Genomic DNA, 15,129 nt, shown 5'->3' with positions numbered 1-15,129 from the left:
GGCCAGATCTATCTTTGTTGCATTGAGCAAATCAAGCGAGACCTGCCCCCCAACTTTCCTTTGCTCGCCTTCATCACCTGCGAAGCAATCGTTTCAGAAGGGCGGTTGGATAATCCTGGCGGTGGCCTACGGCGAGATAGACGTAGATGTTTCTGTCTAGGTGTTGGTACACCAGCTTGTGATGGGATGTGAGGACGTTTTTGTAATTCATTATTCCAACAGCAGCCAGTTCTGGAATTGGTGAACCGTCTAAAATGCCTGTTTCTATCAGGTGTAATTTTTCAAAAATTTCATCTTCTGCAATTATCCAGGCGGATTCTCCCCATTTGTCGAGCATGTAGTCTTGCAGCGAAAGCAGATCTTCCTGCGCGTCGGGAAGGATGATGATGGCCATTATTTTCGGCTCTGGCGGGCGGCCTTTAATTGGGCGCGCGATTCCTCGACTGAAAATCCTTTGCCTTGTTGCCGGTCGTTTTCGCCAAGCGCGATGATTTTGAGGACGGAAATAAGCGTTTCCTTTTCCTGAAATTGTTTGACATGCTCAATCACCATACTGGCTTCGCCATTTTGGGTGATGACATAGGGAGTGCCATTCAATTCCAGATCTTCGGATATCTGGGCGGCGTGGCTTTTGAGGTAGGAAATGGATTTGATGTTGCTGACGGATTGCATAGGGCCTCCGGGATGAATTCAGTCTGAATTTAGGTCTGAATTCAGTCTCAGTCAATGACCGCAGTGGCCTACGTCTGCGCCAGACCTTGCGCGGCCCCTTGTAGCGCCCGGATGAAATTCTCCCGCAGGGGGTTGGACGTCTGGGACAGTTGAAGAATGCCGAGTTCGATGTTGGCGGGTTGGCCGAGCAGGGGGCAGTACTGCACGCCGGGGCGTTTGAGCTGGCGTAGCGAGGCCGGCACGAGAGCCACGCCCATGCCGCAGGAGACCAGGCCGATGACGGTTTGCATCTGCCGCGCGTGCTGGGTGATGCGGGGGGCGAACCCCGCGGCCTGACACAGGCTGAGGGTGAGGTCGTACAGGCCGGGGCCGATATTGCGAGGCGGCACGATGAAGGGCTCTTTGGCTAGCGCGCGGAGATCGACGGCGCCGCTGCCTTCTTGCAGTACGGGGTGGGCGGTCGGGGCGGCTAGCATCAGCGGCTCTTGCAGCAAGGGGGTGAAGGTCAGTCCGGGCTCGTCCACGGGGGCGAGGCCGATGCTCAGATCGAGTTCGGCGGCGCGAAGCTCGCGGATCTGGGCGTCGGTGGTGAGTTCGTGCAGCTGCACGTCCACCTGCGGATACCGCGCACGAAAGCTCTTGAGGGTGGGGGGCAAGATGCCGAAGTCGGCGATGGAGACGAAGCCGATGGAGAGCGTACCCGCGTCGCCGCGCTCGGTCTGGCGCGCGCGCTCGACCGCGTGTTCGAACTGGGCGAGGACGGCGCGGATGTCATCAAAGAAGGCGGCACCCGCAGCGGTGAGTGCCACGCCGCGGTTGCTGCGCTCAAGCAATCGGGCGCCGATTTCGTCTTCAAGCGCCTTGATCTGGGTGGACAGCGGCGGCTGCGAGATGTGCAGCCGCTCGGCCGCGCGCGAGAAGCTGCCTTGTTCTGCAATGGTGACAAAGTACCGGAGCTGCCGCAGTTCCATGATTCGTTTGGCATATAGCGCTGCCATAAAAAATGTATTGTTCAATATAGCGGAGGGGCGGGACAATCTGTCCTCTTTGTCCATTATTTCCCCGCAGGAGAATCGTCCCATGCCCGCCTACCGTTCCCGTACCAGCACTTCCGGCCGCAATATGGCGGGCGCCCGCGCACTGTGGCGCGCCACCGGCATGCAGGACGGCGATTTCGGCAAACCCATCATCGCGGTGGCCAATTCGTTCACCCAGTTCGTGCCCGGCCATGTGCATCTGAAAGATCTCGGCCAGTTGGTGATCGAGGAAATCGAGCGCGCGGGCGGGGTGGGCAAGGAGTTCAACACCATCGCGGTGGATGACGGCATCGCCATGGGCCATGACGGCATGCTCTACAGCCTGCCTTCGCGCGACATCATTGCGGACAGCGTGGAATACATGTGCAACGCGCATACGGCCGACGCGCTGGTGTGCATTTCCAACTGCGACAAGATCACCCCGGGCATGCTGATGGCCGCGCTGCGGCTGAACATTCCGGTGGTTTTCGTGTCGGGCGGGCCGATGGAGGCCGGCAAGACGCGGCTGGCCGGCAAGGTGATTTCGCTCGACCTGATCGACGCCATGGTGGCCGCGGCCGACGACAAGGTGTCTGACGACGACGTGCAGGCCATCGAACGCTCGGCCTGCCCGACCTGCGGGTCGTGCTCGGGCATGTTCACCGCCAACTCGATGAACTGTCTGACCGAGGCGCTGGGTCTTTCGCTGCCGGGTAACGGCTCGCTGGTGGCCACGCACACCGACCGCGAGCAACTGTTCCGCCGCGCCGGGCGCACCATCGTCGATCTGGCCCGCCGTTATTACGAAGGCAACGACGACAGCGTGCTGCCGCGCCGCATCGCCTGCAAGGCAGCGTTCGAGAATGCGATGTCGCTGGACATCGCCATGGGCGGTTCGACCAACACGGTGCTGCACCTGCTGGCGGCCGCGCAGGAAGGTGGCGTCGATTTCGGCATGGGCGACATCGACCGTTTGTCGCGCAAGGTGCCCACGCTGTGCAAGGTGGCGCCGTCGAGCCACTACCACCTCGAAGATGTGCACCGCGCCGGCGGCGTGATGGCCATTCTGGGTGAGCTCGACCGGGCCAAGCTGCTCGACACCCGTGTGCCGACGGTGCATGCGCCCTCGCTGGCCGCCGCGCTCGATACCTGGGACGTGGCGCGCCAGCCCAGCGAAGACGTGCAGACCTTCTACCGCGCAGGCCCGGCCGGGGTGCGCAGCACGAAAGCGTTTTCGCAGAGCTGCCGTTACGACACGCTGGACACCGACCGCACCAATGGCTGCATCCGCGATGTCGCGCACGCCTACAGCACCGACGGCGGGCTAGCCGTGCTGTTCGGCAATCTGGCCGAGCGCGGCTGCATCGTCAAGACCGCCGGGGTGGACAAGAGCATCCTCAGCTTCTCCGGCCCTGCCGTGGTGCTGGAAAGCCAGGACGCAGCGGTCGAGGCGATTCTGGGCGGGCAGGTGAAACCGGGCGACGTGGTCGTCATCCGCTACGAAGGCCCGCGCGGCGGCCCTGGCATGCAGGAAATGCTCTACCCGACGAGTTATCTCAAATCGAAGGGCCTGGGCAAGGTCTGTGCCCTCATCACCGACGGCCGCTTCTCGGGCGGAACGGCGGGGCTGTCCATCGGCCATGTGTCGCCCGAAGCAGCCGAGGGCGGCGCCATCGGCCTGGTGCGCACGGGCGACCGCATCGTCATCGACATTCCCAACCGCGTGGTGCGGGTGGATGTGAGCGACGACGAACTGGCGCGCCGCCGCGCCGAGCAGGATGCCAGGGGCTGGAAGCCCGCAGCGCCGCGCGCCCGCAAGGTGAGCCAGGCGCTCAAGGCCTACGCCAAGCTGGTGACCAGCGCCGACAAGGGCGCGGTGCGCGACGCTAATTTGCTGGACGATTGACGCGGGGCGGGCTGGCGCCTGCCCAGCTTGTCCGTCAGCCTGCTTGTTTGCCGACCTGTCCGGCAAGCTGAAGCAACTGCGCCGCCACCGAGGCGGCGATCACCTCTGGCGCCTTGCCCGGAATGCCGGGGATGCCCACTGGGCAGACCAGCCGCTCCAGCGCCGACTCGGAAACACCGCGTTCGCGCCAGCGCCGCAGAAAGCGGGCGCGTTTGGTGGCGGAGCCGATAAGGCCGAACCAGCCGATATCGGCGCGTCGCAAAATGGTTTCGCCCAGTTGGAAGTCGAGGTCGTGGCTGTGGGTCATCACCAGATAGAACGCGCCGGGCGGCGCGGTGGCGATTTCGGCTTCCGGGGCGTCCACCGCCAGCACGCGCAGCGTGGAGGGCCACTCGCCGCCGACTTCGGGCGCGAAGGCGTCTAGCGGAAACTCCTGCTCGCGCTCATCGATCCAGTCGATGTGACAAGGCAGCGGCCGCAGGGCGCGCACCAGCGCCCGACCGACATGGCCCGCGCCAAATAGCTGAAGATGGAACAGCGGGGCGGGAACGGGAAGCGCGCTGCTGGTCGCGAGCTCGTAGCGAAGCTCGACGTGGCCGCCGCAGCATTGCCCAAGCGCGGGGCCGAGGGCGTGGCTTTCGAGGTGGGGTTCGGCTGGCGCCCCGGCGGCCCATCGTGCCCGCAGTTGCCGCGCGGTGGCGATGGCCTTGTATTCCAGATGTCCGCCGCCGATGCTGCCGCGGGTTTGTGTGGTGCCCACCAGCATGCAGGCGCCTTGTTCGCGCGGCGCGGAGCCGCGCACCCGGCTGAGGGTGACGCAGACCCAGGGCGCCTGCGCGGGTTCGCCGTCAAGCAGGTTGAGCGGTGCGGGTTCGCGTTTCATGGCGCTGTCGAACTCTGCTGGATGCGCACCGCCTCGATGGCGTCGAGGATGGCTTCAGGTGTGGCTGGCGCGCGCAGCGGCGGGTCGATGCGATGGTCGCCGACGGCGGAAATGGCATCGCGTATGGCCAGCAACACCGAGAAGGGCAACAGCAGCGGTGGCTCGCCGACGGCCTTGGAGCGATGGAGGGTTGGCTGGGCGTTGGGGTTGTCGAACAGCGCGGTGCGAAACGAGGGCGGGCAGTCGTTGGCGGTGGGAATTTTGTAGGTGCTGGGGGCGTGGGTGAGCAGCCGCCCGGTTTTCGGATGCCACACCAGTTCTTCCATCGTGAGCCAGCCCATGCCCTGAATGAACGCGCCTTCGACCTGCCCGATATCGATGGCCGGGTTGAGCGACTTGCCGGCGTCGTGCAGCAGGTCGGCGCGCAGCAAGCGCCATTCGCCAGTGAGCGTATCGACCAGCACTTCGCTGACCGCGGCGCCGTAAGCGAAGTAGTAGAACGGGTGGCCGGTAAGCGTCTTGGCATCCCAATGCAGGTCGGGCGTGGTGTAGAAGCCGTCGCTCCACAACTGCACCCGGGCCAGATAGGCCTGCTGCACCAGGGCGGCAAAGGGCAGGGTGGTGTTGCCCGCGTGCACCATGCCGCCGCTGAAGCGCACCGACTCGGTGCGGCCGCCGTGCCGTTCGGCGGCGAACGCCGCTAGGCGCTGGCGCAGGGTGCGCGCGGCGTCGAGTGCGGCCATGCCATTGAGGTCGGCCCCGGTAGAGGCGGCGGTGGCCGAAGTGTTGGCCACCTTGTGGGTGTCGGTGGCGGTGCAGCGCACGGCGGCGAAATCCAGCCCCAGTTCCTCGGCGACGACTTGCGCCACCTTGGTGTTCAGCCCTTGCCCCATCTCGGTGCCGCCGTGGTTCACTAGCACGCTGCCATCGGTGTAGATGTGGACGAGTGCGCCCGCCTGGTTCAGGTGCACGACATTGAACGAGATGCCGAACTTGACCGGGGTGAGCGCCAGCCCCTTCTTGAGCACCGGGCTGTGGGCGTTGAAGCGAGTAATGGCGGTGCGGCGCGCGGCGTAGTCGGCGCTCTGCACAAGCTGGTCCACCAGCAGGGAGATGACGTTGTCAATCACACCCTGGCCGTAGGGCGTGTGGTTGTTCCGGCCGATGCCGTAGAAGTTGGCGCGGCGGACCTGCAGCGCGTCATGCCCCAATTTGCGGGCGATGGAATCGAGCACGAATTCGGTGACGAGGGCGCCTTGCGGACCGCCGAAACCGCGGAAGGCTGTGTTGCTCTGGGTGTTGGTCTTGGCGACGAAACCGTGGATGGCGACATTGGGCAGCCAGTAAGCGTTGTCCACATGACAGATGGCCCGGGTGAGCACCGCGCCGGAGAGATCGGCGGAATGCCCGGCATTGGCGATCAAGGTCACCTCGTAGGCGAGGATGCGACCGTCGTCATCGAAGCCCACGGCGTAGTCGTACTCGAAACCGTGGCGCCGGCCGGTGATGAGGAAGTCGTCGTCGCGGTCGAGCCGCAGCTTCACCGGCCTTTGCAGCAAGTGGGCGGCTAGCGCCGCGCAACAGGCGAACTGCGCCGACTGCGATTCCTTGCCGCCGAAACCGCCGCCCATGCGTCGGCATTCCACCTGCACCTGATGCTGCATCCACCCCAGCATGTGGGCGACGACATGCTGCATCTCGCTGGGGTGCTGGGTGGAGCACAGCACGCGCAGCCCCGAGTTTTCGGTGGGCATGGCATAGGCCACCTGGCCTTCGAGGTAGAACTGCTCCTGCCCGCCCACGCTCAAGCTGCCTTGCAGGCGATGCGGGGCGCAGGCGATCGCCCGTTCGAGTTCGCTGGGCGCCGTCTCGCGCGTCAGGTGCATGGGGGGCAGCACATACTGGCCCTGGGCATGGGCTTCGCGAGCGGTGAGCACCGCCGGCAGGGCCTCGGCCTGGATCACCTCGCGTGCCAGGGCCGCCGCGCGGCGCGCGAGGGTCTGCGTGGTGGCCACAACCAGGAAGACCGGTTGACCGACGAAGCGCAGCGTGCCGTCGGCCAGAATCGGGTCGTCGTGCACCACGGGGCCGCAGTCATTCGTCGCCGGAATGTCGGCTGCGGTGAACACGGCCACCACGCCGGGCTGGGCGCGTAGGCGGGCGAGGTCGATGCCGAGCAGCTTGCCGTGCGCCAGGGAAGAAAGCCCCAGCGCCGCGTGCAGTGTGCCGTGCAGTTCGGGCGCGTCGTCAGTGTAGGTGGCCTGACCGCTGACGTGTAGATGCGCCGATTCGTGCGGCGGAGTGGACGGCCCCCACGCTCCCGCTTCGCGGTCGCTGCCCCCCAAGGGGGCGCACCCCGCCTTGGGGCGGCCCGGCGGCGGGGTGGCGCCGACTCGGGCGCCCTCGCGCAGGGCGGGCCATTCGGCTTCGCTCCACGGCGTGTTGTCCTGGCGGGAAAAGTTCGGAATGGCGGGAGATCGGGCTAAGAGGTCGTGGGGTTTGTTCATGGTGCGCTCCTCAAACCGTGTGCAGCGCGGGCATCAGGCCAGACCAGACGCTGGTCTGGCTGGCAGGCAGGGGCGCTTCGAGACGGGTTTCCAGCCAGAATCGCCAGAGCAGATTGCGCGCCACGCGCTGCCGATGGGCGCTGCTGGCGCGCAGATCGGTCAAGGGCTGGAAGTCGGCGTCGAGCGCCTGCATGGCCGCGCGCACGCTGGCTTCACTCCACGGCTGGCCCAGCAGCGCGGCTTCGGCCTGCGCCGCGCGCTTGACCACCGCCGCCATGCCGCCAAAGGCCAGGCGCGCGCGGCTGACGTGGCCTTGCGCATCCAGCCGCAGGGCCAGGCCGCAGCTCACCGCCGAGATGTCGCAGTCGTAGCGCTTGGAGAGTTTGTAGGCGCGCAGCCGCAGCACCTGCTGCGGGGTTTCGCTCGGGGTGGGCATAGGCAACTCGATGGCCCGCAAAAACTCACCGGGCTGCAGGGCGTTTTTCATATAGTCGAGATAGAAGTCTGCAAGCGGCAGCCGTCGCAGGGTCGGCCCGCGCTGCAGCAGCAGCACGGCGTCGAGCGCGAGCAGCACCGGCGCGCTGTCGCCGATGGGTGAGCCGTTGGCCACATTACCGCCCAGGGTGCCGGCGTGACGCACGGGCGGACCGGCGAAGCGCAGCGCCATCTCGCGCAGCTCGGGCCAGTGCTGCACCAGCGCGGCCCAGGCATCTTCCAGCGGCACGGCCGCGCCGATGCGAAGCTGGGGGCCGTCGTGTTCCACCGCATGCAACTCGCGCACATAGCCCAGATAGAGCAGATCGCCCACGTCGCGGAACTGCTTATTGGTCCACAGGCCGATGTCGGTGGCGCCGGCCAGCAGTCTGGCCTCTGGCCGTTCGGCCCGGACGGCGGCAAAAGCTTCAAGGGTGCGTGGCGCGATGAAATGGTCGATGCGGGGTTGACCGCGCGCATCGGGATAGGCGGGGTTGAGCGCGGCGTGCACAAAAGGCTCGGTCGTGCGTTCGGCGATCTGGCGCAGCAGCGCGGCAAGGGGCTCGGGGTCGAGCCGCGCCGCTGGCGCCTCGAACATCGCCTGACCCGCATCGAGAATGGGGCGGTAGCCGGTGCAGCGGCACAGATTGCCCGACAAATCGTCGGCGAGTTGCTGCCGCGTGGGCCGCGTGCCCGAGCCCTGGTGGCGCTCGTAGCTTGCGTAAAGCGACATGGCGAAGCCGGGGGTGCAGAAGCCGCACTGCGAGCCGTGGCAGTCGACCAGGGCCTGCTGCACCGGGTGCAGCGCACGACCCGGGGCGAGTTGCTGAAGGTCTTCGACAGTCAACAGCGCCTTGCCGTGCAGCGTGGGCAAGTAGCGGATGCAGGCGTTGATCGGGCGTAGCTGCAAAGCCCCCACGGTCACCGCGGCGCAATCTTGGTTGATGCCGTCTGACAGCTCCGCCACGACCACGGTGCAGGCGCCGCAATCGCCTTCGGCGCAGCCTTCCTTGGTGCCGCACTGGTGCGCATGCTCGCGCAGCCACTGCAGCACGGTGGTCGTGATGGGCAGATCGCTGACTTCGGTGATCTGGCCGCGATGGACGAAGCGGATAGGTTGGGTGTTCATGGCAGGTTGCGGGCCATCAGGCGGTGGAAATGTGAAAACAGAGTGAAGCACGATGCTGCAAGTATTGGGCCACGATCCGGCGCGATTGACATATGCTGAACTGTATACAAAACATGCGAAGCGGCTGATGCCGCAAGGGGCTGCACCATGAACAATGCGCTGGACTCCATTGACCTGCATCTCATCCGGGTACTGCATACCGTGCTGACCGAATCCAACGTTTCCCGCGCCGCCATGCGGCTGGGCTCGACCCAGCCCGCCGTGAGCGCCGCGCTGCGTCGCCTGCGCGGCATCACCGGCGATGAACTGCTGGTGCGCAGCGGCAATGCGATGGTGCCCACGGCCTTCGGCGCCAGCCTGATCGAACCGAGCGCCTGCATCCTGCGGGAAGCGCAGCGCTTGCTCGGCGGCGCCAGTCCGTTCGATGCGATGCACAGCACGCGGCAGTTTCGACTGGTGGCGGCCGACTATATGGACCCGGCCTTTCTGCCGCAGCTCATCGCCACGCTCAAACGCGAAGCGCCACTGTGCGGGGTGGACGTACTGCCGTTGTCGGCCACGCTGGATTACCGCCACGCACTGGCCGCTGGCGATGTCGATGCCGTGCTGGGCAACTGGCTGGAGCCGCCGCAGGATCTGCACCTTGCGCCGCTGATCGAAGATGAAATCGTCTGTCTGGTCGCCGCCGATCACCCCGCGCTGCGGCGCGGTCTGGATCTGGAGCAGTACCTGCAGGCCGAGCATGTTGCGCCGTCGCCGCTGCGCGCAGTGGGCGAAGGCGTGATCGACCAGCATCTGCACCATCTGGGGCTGCAGCGCAATGTCACGGTGCATTGCGCCTTTTTCAACCTGATTCCGGGGCTGGTGGCGCGCAGCCTGCTGGTGCTGACCACCGGGCGCCGCTTCTGCCAACGCTATGTGGATGCCGGTTTGCCGGTACACATCCTGCCCTGCCCGGTGCCGTTTCCGCCGCTGACCTATTACTTGCTGTGGCACGCCCGCGTGCATCTGGACGCCGCGCACCGCTGGCTGCGTGCGCATATTCGTGAGGCCGCCGACCCCCGACCGGGCTGACCTCCTCCTCAACTCCTTCTCAACCCCGCGCCGATGCGGCACGGGCCTATCGACCTCGCCACCCTGAGCGAGGCGTTAAAACCCAGGAGACTGTTCATGAATCTGCAAACTTTGTTCAAGCTCGATGCGCACGGCACCGATGTGCGCACCGAGATTCTGGCGGGAGTGACGACCTTTCTCACCATGTCGTACATCATCTTCGTCAACCCGTCGATTCTGTCGACCACGGGCATGAACGCCAGCGCCGTGTTCGTCGCCACCTGTCTGGCGGCCGCCCTGGGCACTTTCATCATGGCCTTCGTCGCCAACTGGCCCATCGGGCTGGCGCCGGGCATGGGGCTGAACGCCTTCTTCGCCTTCACTGTGGTCAAGGGGATGGGCTTCACCTGGGAGCAGGCGCTCGGGGCGGTTTTCATCTCCGGCTGCATCTTCATTCTGCTGACCATCACCGGCGTGCGGTCGTGGCTGGTGGCGGGCATTCCGAAGTCGCTGCGCAGCGCCATTGCCGCGGGCATCGGCATGTTCCTGGCGATTATCGCGCTATCGAACGCGGGGGTCGTGGTGGCGAATCCGGCCACCAAGGTGGGGCTGGGCAATCTGGCCTCGCTGCCGGTGGTGCTGGCAGCCGGCGGCTTTCTGCTGATTGCGCTGCTCGACTACTGGCGGGTGCGCGGCGCCATTCTCATCGGCATTGTGGCGGTGACGTTGGCGAGCATGGCGCTGGGGCTGACCCAATATCACGGCATCGTGTCGATGCCGCCGAGCATTGCACCGACCTTGTTCAAGCTCGACATTCTGGGCGCGCTGCATGCCGGGTTTTTTCACATCATTCTGGTGTTCGTGCTGGTGGAAATTTTTGACGCCACCGGCACGCTCACCGGCATCGCCCGCAAGGCCGGGCTGCTGAAAGACGGTGCCAAGGACGGGCAGAGCGGTTTGGGCCGCGCGCTGTTTGCCGACAGCCTGGCCATTTTCTCCGGCTCGCTGCTGGGCACCAGCAGCACCACGGCTTATATCGAAAGCGCTTCCGGGGTGCAGGCGGGCGGCCGAACCGGGCTCACGGCGCTGACCGTGGGCGTACTGTTCCTCGCCGCGCTGTTCATCGCGCCGCTGGCCGCCGTCGTGCCCGCCTACGCCACGGCCCCGGCCTTGCTCTACGTTGCCGGGTTGATGATGCGCGAGTTGCTGGAGATCGACTGGAGCGATATTACCGAATCGGTACCCTCGGCGCTGGCGGCGCTGATCATGCCGTTCACCTATTCCATCGCCAACGGCCTGGCGTTTGGCTTCATCATGTACGCCGCGCTCAAGCTGCTGACCGGGCGGGCACGAGAAGTGCATCCGGCCCTGTGGGTGGTGGCGGCGCTGTTTTTGCTGCGCTACGCGCTCTTTCCCTCCGACTGACTGACGATCGATGACTGCTGTGGACACTTTGGCCTCTACCGTCGCCCCCGGCCAAGCTCGCATGGCGTTGCGCGGCGACATTCTCTACTTCCTGCGCGACCCCGGCTGGAGCGAAGACGCCACCGGCGCCGTGCGCTTCGAGCCCGACGGCTGGCTGCTGATCGAGCAGGGCCGCGTGCATGCGGTGCGGCCCGCCGACGAGCCCCCCGACGCGAGCTGGGCGCGGCAGGACTGGCGCGGCCATCTGGTGCTGCCGGGCTTCATCGATACCCATGTGCACGCGCCGCAGCTCGATGTCATCGCCTCCTTCGGTGCGGCGCTGCTCGACTGGCTGGAGCGCTACACCTTCCCGGCCGAAGCGCGCTACGCTGACCCCGAGCAGAGCCGCCTCGGGGCGGAGCGATTTTTGCACGCGCTGCTGGCGCACGGCACCACGTCGGCGCTGGTGTTCGCCACGGTGCACAAGACCAGCAGCGAGGCGCTGTTCGCAGTCGGTCAACGGCTGGGCATGCGACTCATCACCGGCAAGGTGCTGATGGACCGCAACTGCCCGGCCGATCTGCGCGATGACGTCGTGCAGGCCGAGCAGGATTGCACCGAGCTGATCGAGCGCTGGCATGGTGTCGACCGCCTGGCCTACGCCGTGACCCCGCGCTTCGCCGCCACCAGCAGCGATGCGCAACTGGCCATGGCCGGCGGCTTGCTGCAGCGCTACGCCCAGCGCGCTGGCGGGCTGTATATGCAGACGCATGTGGCCGAGAACCGCGACGAAGTGCGCTGGATCGCCGAGCTGTTTCCCGACAGCCGCAGCTACCTCGACGTGTACGACCGCCACGCTCTGCTCACCCGCCGCAGCGTGCTGGCGCACGGCATCTGGCTCGACGACGCCGATCGCGAACGCATGGCTCAAGCCGGCAGCAGCATTGCCTTCTCGCCTTCGTCCAACCTGTTTCTGGGCAGCGGCCTGTTCGACTGGGCCAAAGCCGAGGCCGCGGGCGTGAGCGTCGCCCCGGCCAGCGATGTGGGCGGCGGCACCAGCCTGTGCCAGTTGCGCACCCTGGCCGATGGCTACAAGGTGCTGGCGCTGCAGGGCCAGCGCATGACGGCCTGGCAGGGGCTTTACGCCGCCACTCGGGGCGCGGCGCGCGCCCTCGAGTTGGAGCACGAGATCGGCCACTTCGCCCCCGGCACCGCGGCAGACGTGGTGGTGTGGCGCTGGGCCGAGGGTGCCGTGCAGCAGCGGCGGCAAGACGTGGCACGCAGCTTGCATGAGCGTTTGTTCGCGTGGATGCTACTGGCCGACGAACGCAATGTCGCGGCCACCTATGTGCTGGGGCAGTTGCGATACCGGCCGGGGTAGAGACAACTTCAGGCCAGCATCGTTTGGGGCTGCGGGCCGCATCTGCGCAGGGTCAGGTATAGGACAATCCGGCATTCCGTCTTTCCGCTTCATTCGATTTCCTCCATGCGGCTCGCGCTCGAACACATCAGCAAGTCCTATCCCGGCGTCAAGGCCAACGACGACATCAGCCTGGCGGTGCAGCCCGGGGAAATCCATGCGGTGCTGGGCGAGAACGGTGCGGGCAAGTCCACGCTGATGAAAATCATCTACGGCGCGGTGCAGCCCGATGCCGGGAGCATTGTGTGGAACGGCACGCCCGTTCGCATGAAAAATCCCGGCATGGCCCGCGAGCTGGGCATCGCCATGGTGTATCAGCACTTCTCGCTGTTCGACACCCTCACCGCCGCCGAGAACATCTGGCTGGGACTGGGGCGCGGTGTCAGTCTGGCGGAAATCGAAACCCGCATTGCGGACATCTCGGCGCGTTACGGGCTGGACTGCGCGCCGCGCCGCCCCGTGCACACCCTGTCGGTTGGTGAGCGCCAGCGGGTTGAGATCATTCGCTGCCTGCTGGCCGATCCCAAGCTGCTCATCCTCGACGAGCCGACTTCGGTGCTCACGCCGCAGGCGGTCGAAAAACTGTTCGTGGTGCTGCGCCAGCTTGCGGCAGACGGCTGCAGCATTCTCTACATCAGCCACAAGCTCGACGAAATCCGCAGCCTGTGCCATAACTGCACCGTGCTGCGTGCGGGCAGGGTGAGCGGCCGTGTCGATCCGGCCCAGGAAACCGAAGCCAGCCTGTCGCGGCTGATGATCGGCGCCGATCCGCCCGAGCTGCAGCACCGCCCGTCGCAGGCGGGCGAGGTGCTGCTGAAGGTGGACGATCTGGCCCTGCCGGGCGATGGCGAGTTCAGCGTGGCCATCGACCATCTTTCGCTGCAGGTGCGGGCCGGAGAGATTCTGGGCATCGCCGGGGTGTCGGGCAATGGTCAGCAGGAATTGCTCGCCGCGCTGTCGGGTGAAGACCGGCGCGCCCGTCCCGCGGCCGTGCTGCTGGCGGGCGAGCCGGTGGGAGCGCTCGGGCCGGGGCAGCGCCGCAAGCGCGGGCTGCACTTCATCCCGGAGGAACGCTTGGGAAGAGCCACAGTGCCGGTGCTGTCGCTGGAGCAGAACATGCTGCTGACCGCGCGCCCCGCCGAGGCGACGACGCGGGGCCTGATCCGCCGCCAGACCCTGCGAGAGCAGGCGCAGGCGGTCATTCAGCGCTTTGGCGTCAAAGCCAGCGGACCGCAGGCCGCGGCGCGCAGCCTGTCGGGTGGCAATCTGCAGAAATACATCGTGGGCCGCGAAATACTCGGTCGGCCCCGCGTGCTGATCGTTGCGCAGCCGACCTGGGGCGTGGACGTGGGCGCGGCGGCGCAGATCCGCGCCGAGCTGCTGGCGTTGCGCGACGGGGGCTGCGCCGTGCTGGTCATCTCGGAAGAACTCGACGAACTGTTTGAAATTGCCGACCGGCTGCAGGTGATGGCGCGCGGCAAGCTGTCGCCCTCCATCGCCCGTGCCGACGCCACGGTCGAGCAGATCGGCATGTGGATGAGTGGGCTGTGGCCGCAAGGCCCGGCCACTAGCGCGCAAACCGCAACGGAGGTGGCCCATGTTGCGGCTTGAGCCCCGGGGCGCGCCTTCAAATTGGATGGTGTGGCTGTCGCCGCTGCTGGCTCTGGGCATTACCGTGGCTTTCGGCGTGGGCATTTTTCTGGCCATGGGCAAGAACCCGGTCCACGGCCTGAGCATGTTTTTCTGGGAGCCGGTCAAGAGCGCCTACAACCTGTCGGAACTGGCGCTCAAGGCCACGCCGCTCATTCTCATCGGCCTGGGGCTGGCGGCCTGTTATCGCAGCAATGTGTGGAATATCGGCGCTGAAGGGCAGTACATCCTCGGTGCGATTTTCGGCGGCGGCGTGGCGCTGCTGGCGGGCGACCACACCTCGCATGTCATCGTCCTGCCCATTTTGCTGGCCGGCATTCTGGGCGGCATGGTGTGGGCGGCGCTGGTGGCTGCGCTGCGCGATTGGTTCAACGCCAACGAAATCCTGGTCAGCCTGATGCTGGTGTATGTCGCGCAATACCTGCTCGACTATCTGGTGTATGGCCCATGGAAAGACCCGGAGGGCTACAACTTTCCGCAGACCAAAATGTTTGCCGATCCCACGCTGCTGGGCCATTTGATTGAAGGCACGCGGCTGAACTGGGGATTCCCCATCGCGCTGGTCTCAGTGGGTTTGGTGTGGCTGTTTTTGTTTCGCAGCGTGGCCGGGTTTCGCCTGCAGGTGGGCGGGCTGGCGCCGGGCGCGGCGCGCTACGCCGGGTATTCCTCGCGCAAGGCGCTGTGGACGGTGCTGCTGATGTCGGGCGGGTTCGCCGGTCTGGCCGGGGCGCTCGACGCCATCGGCCCGCTGCAGCAACTCACGCCACAGGTCTCGCAGGGCTATGGTTTCGCGGCCATCATCGTGGCATTCGTCGGCCGACTCAATCCGGTGGGCATCGTGCTGTCGGGCGCGCTGATGGCGATGTTCTACATCGGCGGCGAACTGGCGCAGTCGCGACTGGGTCTGCCCAATGCGATGACGGGCGTGTTCCAGGGCCTGCTGCTGTTTTCGCTGCTCGCCTGCGATACCTTGATCTACAACCGCATCCGTTTCAAGCGCTGAAGGACATCACGC

The 15,129-nt window shown here is 66.0% G+C and carries 12 protein-coding genes; 6 read left to right on the top strand and 6 right to left on the bottom strand.

Annotated elements, in window-relative coordinates; translation table 11 throughout:
* Window positions 1-73: 73 nt before the first annotated feature.
* The 3 genes from BIO17B3_RS01060 to BIO17B3_RS01050 form a co-directional block, all read right to left on the bottom strand.
* Window positions 74-394, bottom strand: coding sequence for a type II toxin-antitoxin system RelE/ParE family toxin (locus tag BIO17B3_RS01060; protein ID WP_156052655.1), 321 nt, complete (start codon window positions 392-394; stop codon window positions 74-76).
* Window positions 394-672 (bottom strand): type II toxin-antitoxin system Phd/YefM family antitoxin, encoded by a 279-nt coding sequence (locus BIO17B3_RS01055; RefSeq protein ID WP_156052654.1) that lies wholly within the window; start codon window positions 670-672, stop codon window positions 394-396. Before BIO17B3_RS01055 ends, BIO17B3_RS01060 begins: the two co-directional genes overlap by 1 nt.
* A 68-nt stretch (window positions 673-740) precedes the next feature.
* Window positions 741-1,670 carry a LysR family transcriptional regulator gene (locus tag BIO17B3_RS01050; protein ID WP_232054144.1) on the bottom strand — a complete coding sequence of 310 codons (930 nt, stop codon included), beginning with the start codon at window positions 1,668-1,670 and terminating at the stop codon, window positions 741-743.
* Between the two features lie 82 nt (window positions 1,671-1,752).
* Here BIO17B3_RS01050 and ilvD point away from each other — a divergent pair, with 82 nt between their 5' ends.
* On the top strand, window positions 1,753-3,594 hold the full coding sequence (gene ilvD / locus BIO17B3_RS01045; protein WP_156052653.1) for a dihydroxy-acid dehydratase: 1,842 nt from the start codon (window positions 1,753-1,755) through the stop codon (window positions 3,592-3,594).
* 34 nt (window positions 3,595-3,628) lie between these two features.
* Here ilvD and xdhC read toward each other — a convergent pair whose 3' ends face one another.
* Genes xdhC through xdhA form a run of 3 tightly spaced genes read right to left on the bottom strand, consistent with a single transcriptional unit; the run spans window position 3,629 to window position 8,587 of the window.
* A complete protein-coding gene (gene xdhC / locus BIO17B3_RS01040; RefSeq protein ID WP_156052652.1) occupies window positions 3,629-4,477 on the bottom strand; it encodes a xanthine dehydrogenase accessory protein XdhC in 849 nt (282 codons plus the stop codon).
* Window positions 4,474-6,984, bottom strand: coding sequence for a xanthine dehydrogenase molybdopterin binding subunit (xdhB, locus tag BIO17B3_RS01035; RefSeq protein WP_156052651.1), 2,511 nt, complete (start codon window positions 6,982-6,984; stop codon window positions 4,474-4,476). Before xdhB ends, xdhC begins: the two co-directional genes overlap by 4 nt.
* 10 nt (window positions 6,985-6,994) lie before the next feature.
* A complete protein-coding gene (gene xdhA, locus BIO17B3_RS01030; protein WP_156052650.1) occupies window positions 6,995-8,587 on the bottom strand; it encodes a xanthine dehydrogenase small subunit in 1,593 nt (530 codons plus the stop codon).
* A 147-nt stretch (window positions 8,588-8,734) separates the two neighbouring features.
* On the opposite strand from xdhA, the gene BIO17B3_RS01025 reads away from it, so the two are divergent.
* The 5 genes from BIO17B3_RS01025 to BIO17B3_RS01005 all read left to right on the top strand — a co-directional run bounded on the left by BIO17B3_RS01025 (window position 8,735) and on the right by BIO17B3_RS01005 (window position 15,117).
* The gene (locus BIO17B3_RS01025; RefSeq protein WP_156052649.1) at window positions 8,735-9,661 is read left to right on the top strand and encodes a LysR family transcriptional regulator; all 927 of its coding nucleotides are present in this window, start codon (window positions 8,735-8,737) and stop codon (window positions 9,659-9,661) included.
* A 96-nt stretch (window positions 9,662-9,757) separates the two neighbouring features.
* Window positions 9,758-11,065: an NCS2 family permease gene (locus tag BIO17B3_RS01020; protein WP_156052648.1), complete on the top strand. Its 1,308-nt coding sequence runs from the start codon at window positions 9,758-9,760 to the stop codon at window positions 11,063-11,065.
* A gap of 10 nt (window positions 11,066-11,075) precedes the next feature.
* Window positions 11,076-12,425 carry a guanine deaminase gene (gene guaD, locus BIO17B3_RS01015; protein ID WP_156052647.1) on the top strand — a complete coding sequence of 450 codons (1,350 nt, stop codon included), beginning with the start codon at window positions 11,076-11,078 and terminating at the stop codon, window positions 12,423-12,425.
* Between the two features lie 105 nt (window positions 12,426-12,530).
* Complete coding sequence (locus BIO17B3_RS01010; RefSeq protein WP_156052646.1) at window positions 12,531-14,075, top strand: ABC transporter ATP-binding protein; 1,545 nt, start codon at window positions 12,531-12,533, stop codon at window positions 14,073-14,075.
* On the top strand, window positions 14,062-15,117 hold the full coding sequence (locus BIO17B3_RS01005) for an ABC transporter permease (protein WP_156052645.1): 1,056 nt from the start codon (window positions 14,062-14,064) through the stop codon (window positions 15,115-15,117). Before BIO17B3_RS01010 ends, BIO17B3_RS01005 begins: the two co-directional genes overlap by 14 nt.
* Window positions 15,118-15,129: the final 12 nt, after the last annotated feature.

This window comes from Thiomonas sp. OC7 (assembly GCF_900634595.1).
Taxonomy (GTDB): domain Bacteria; phylum Pseudomonadota; class Gammaproteobacteria; order Burkholderiales; family Burkholderiaceae_C; genus Thiomonas; species Thiomonas arsenitoxydans.
Note: the sequence above shows the minus strand (reverse complement) of the source record. Positions and strands in the feature narration are given on the sequence as shown.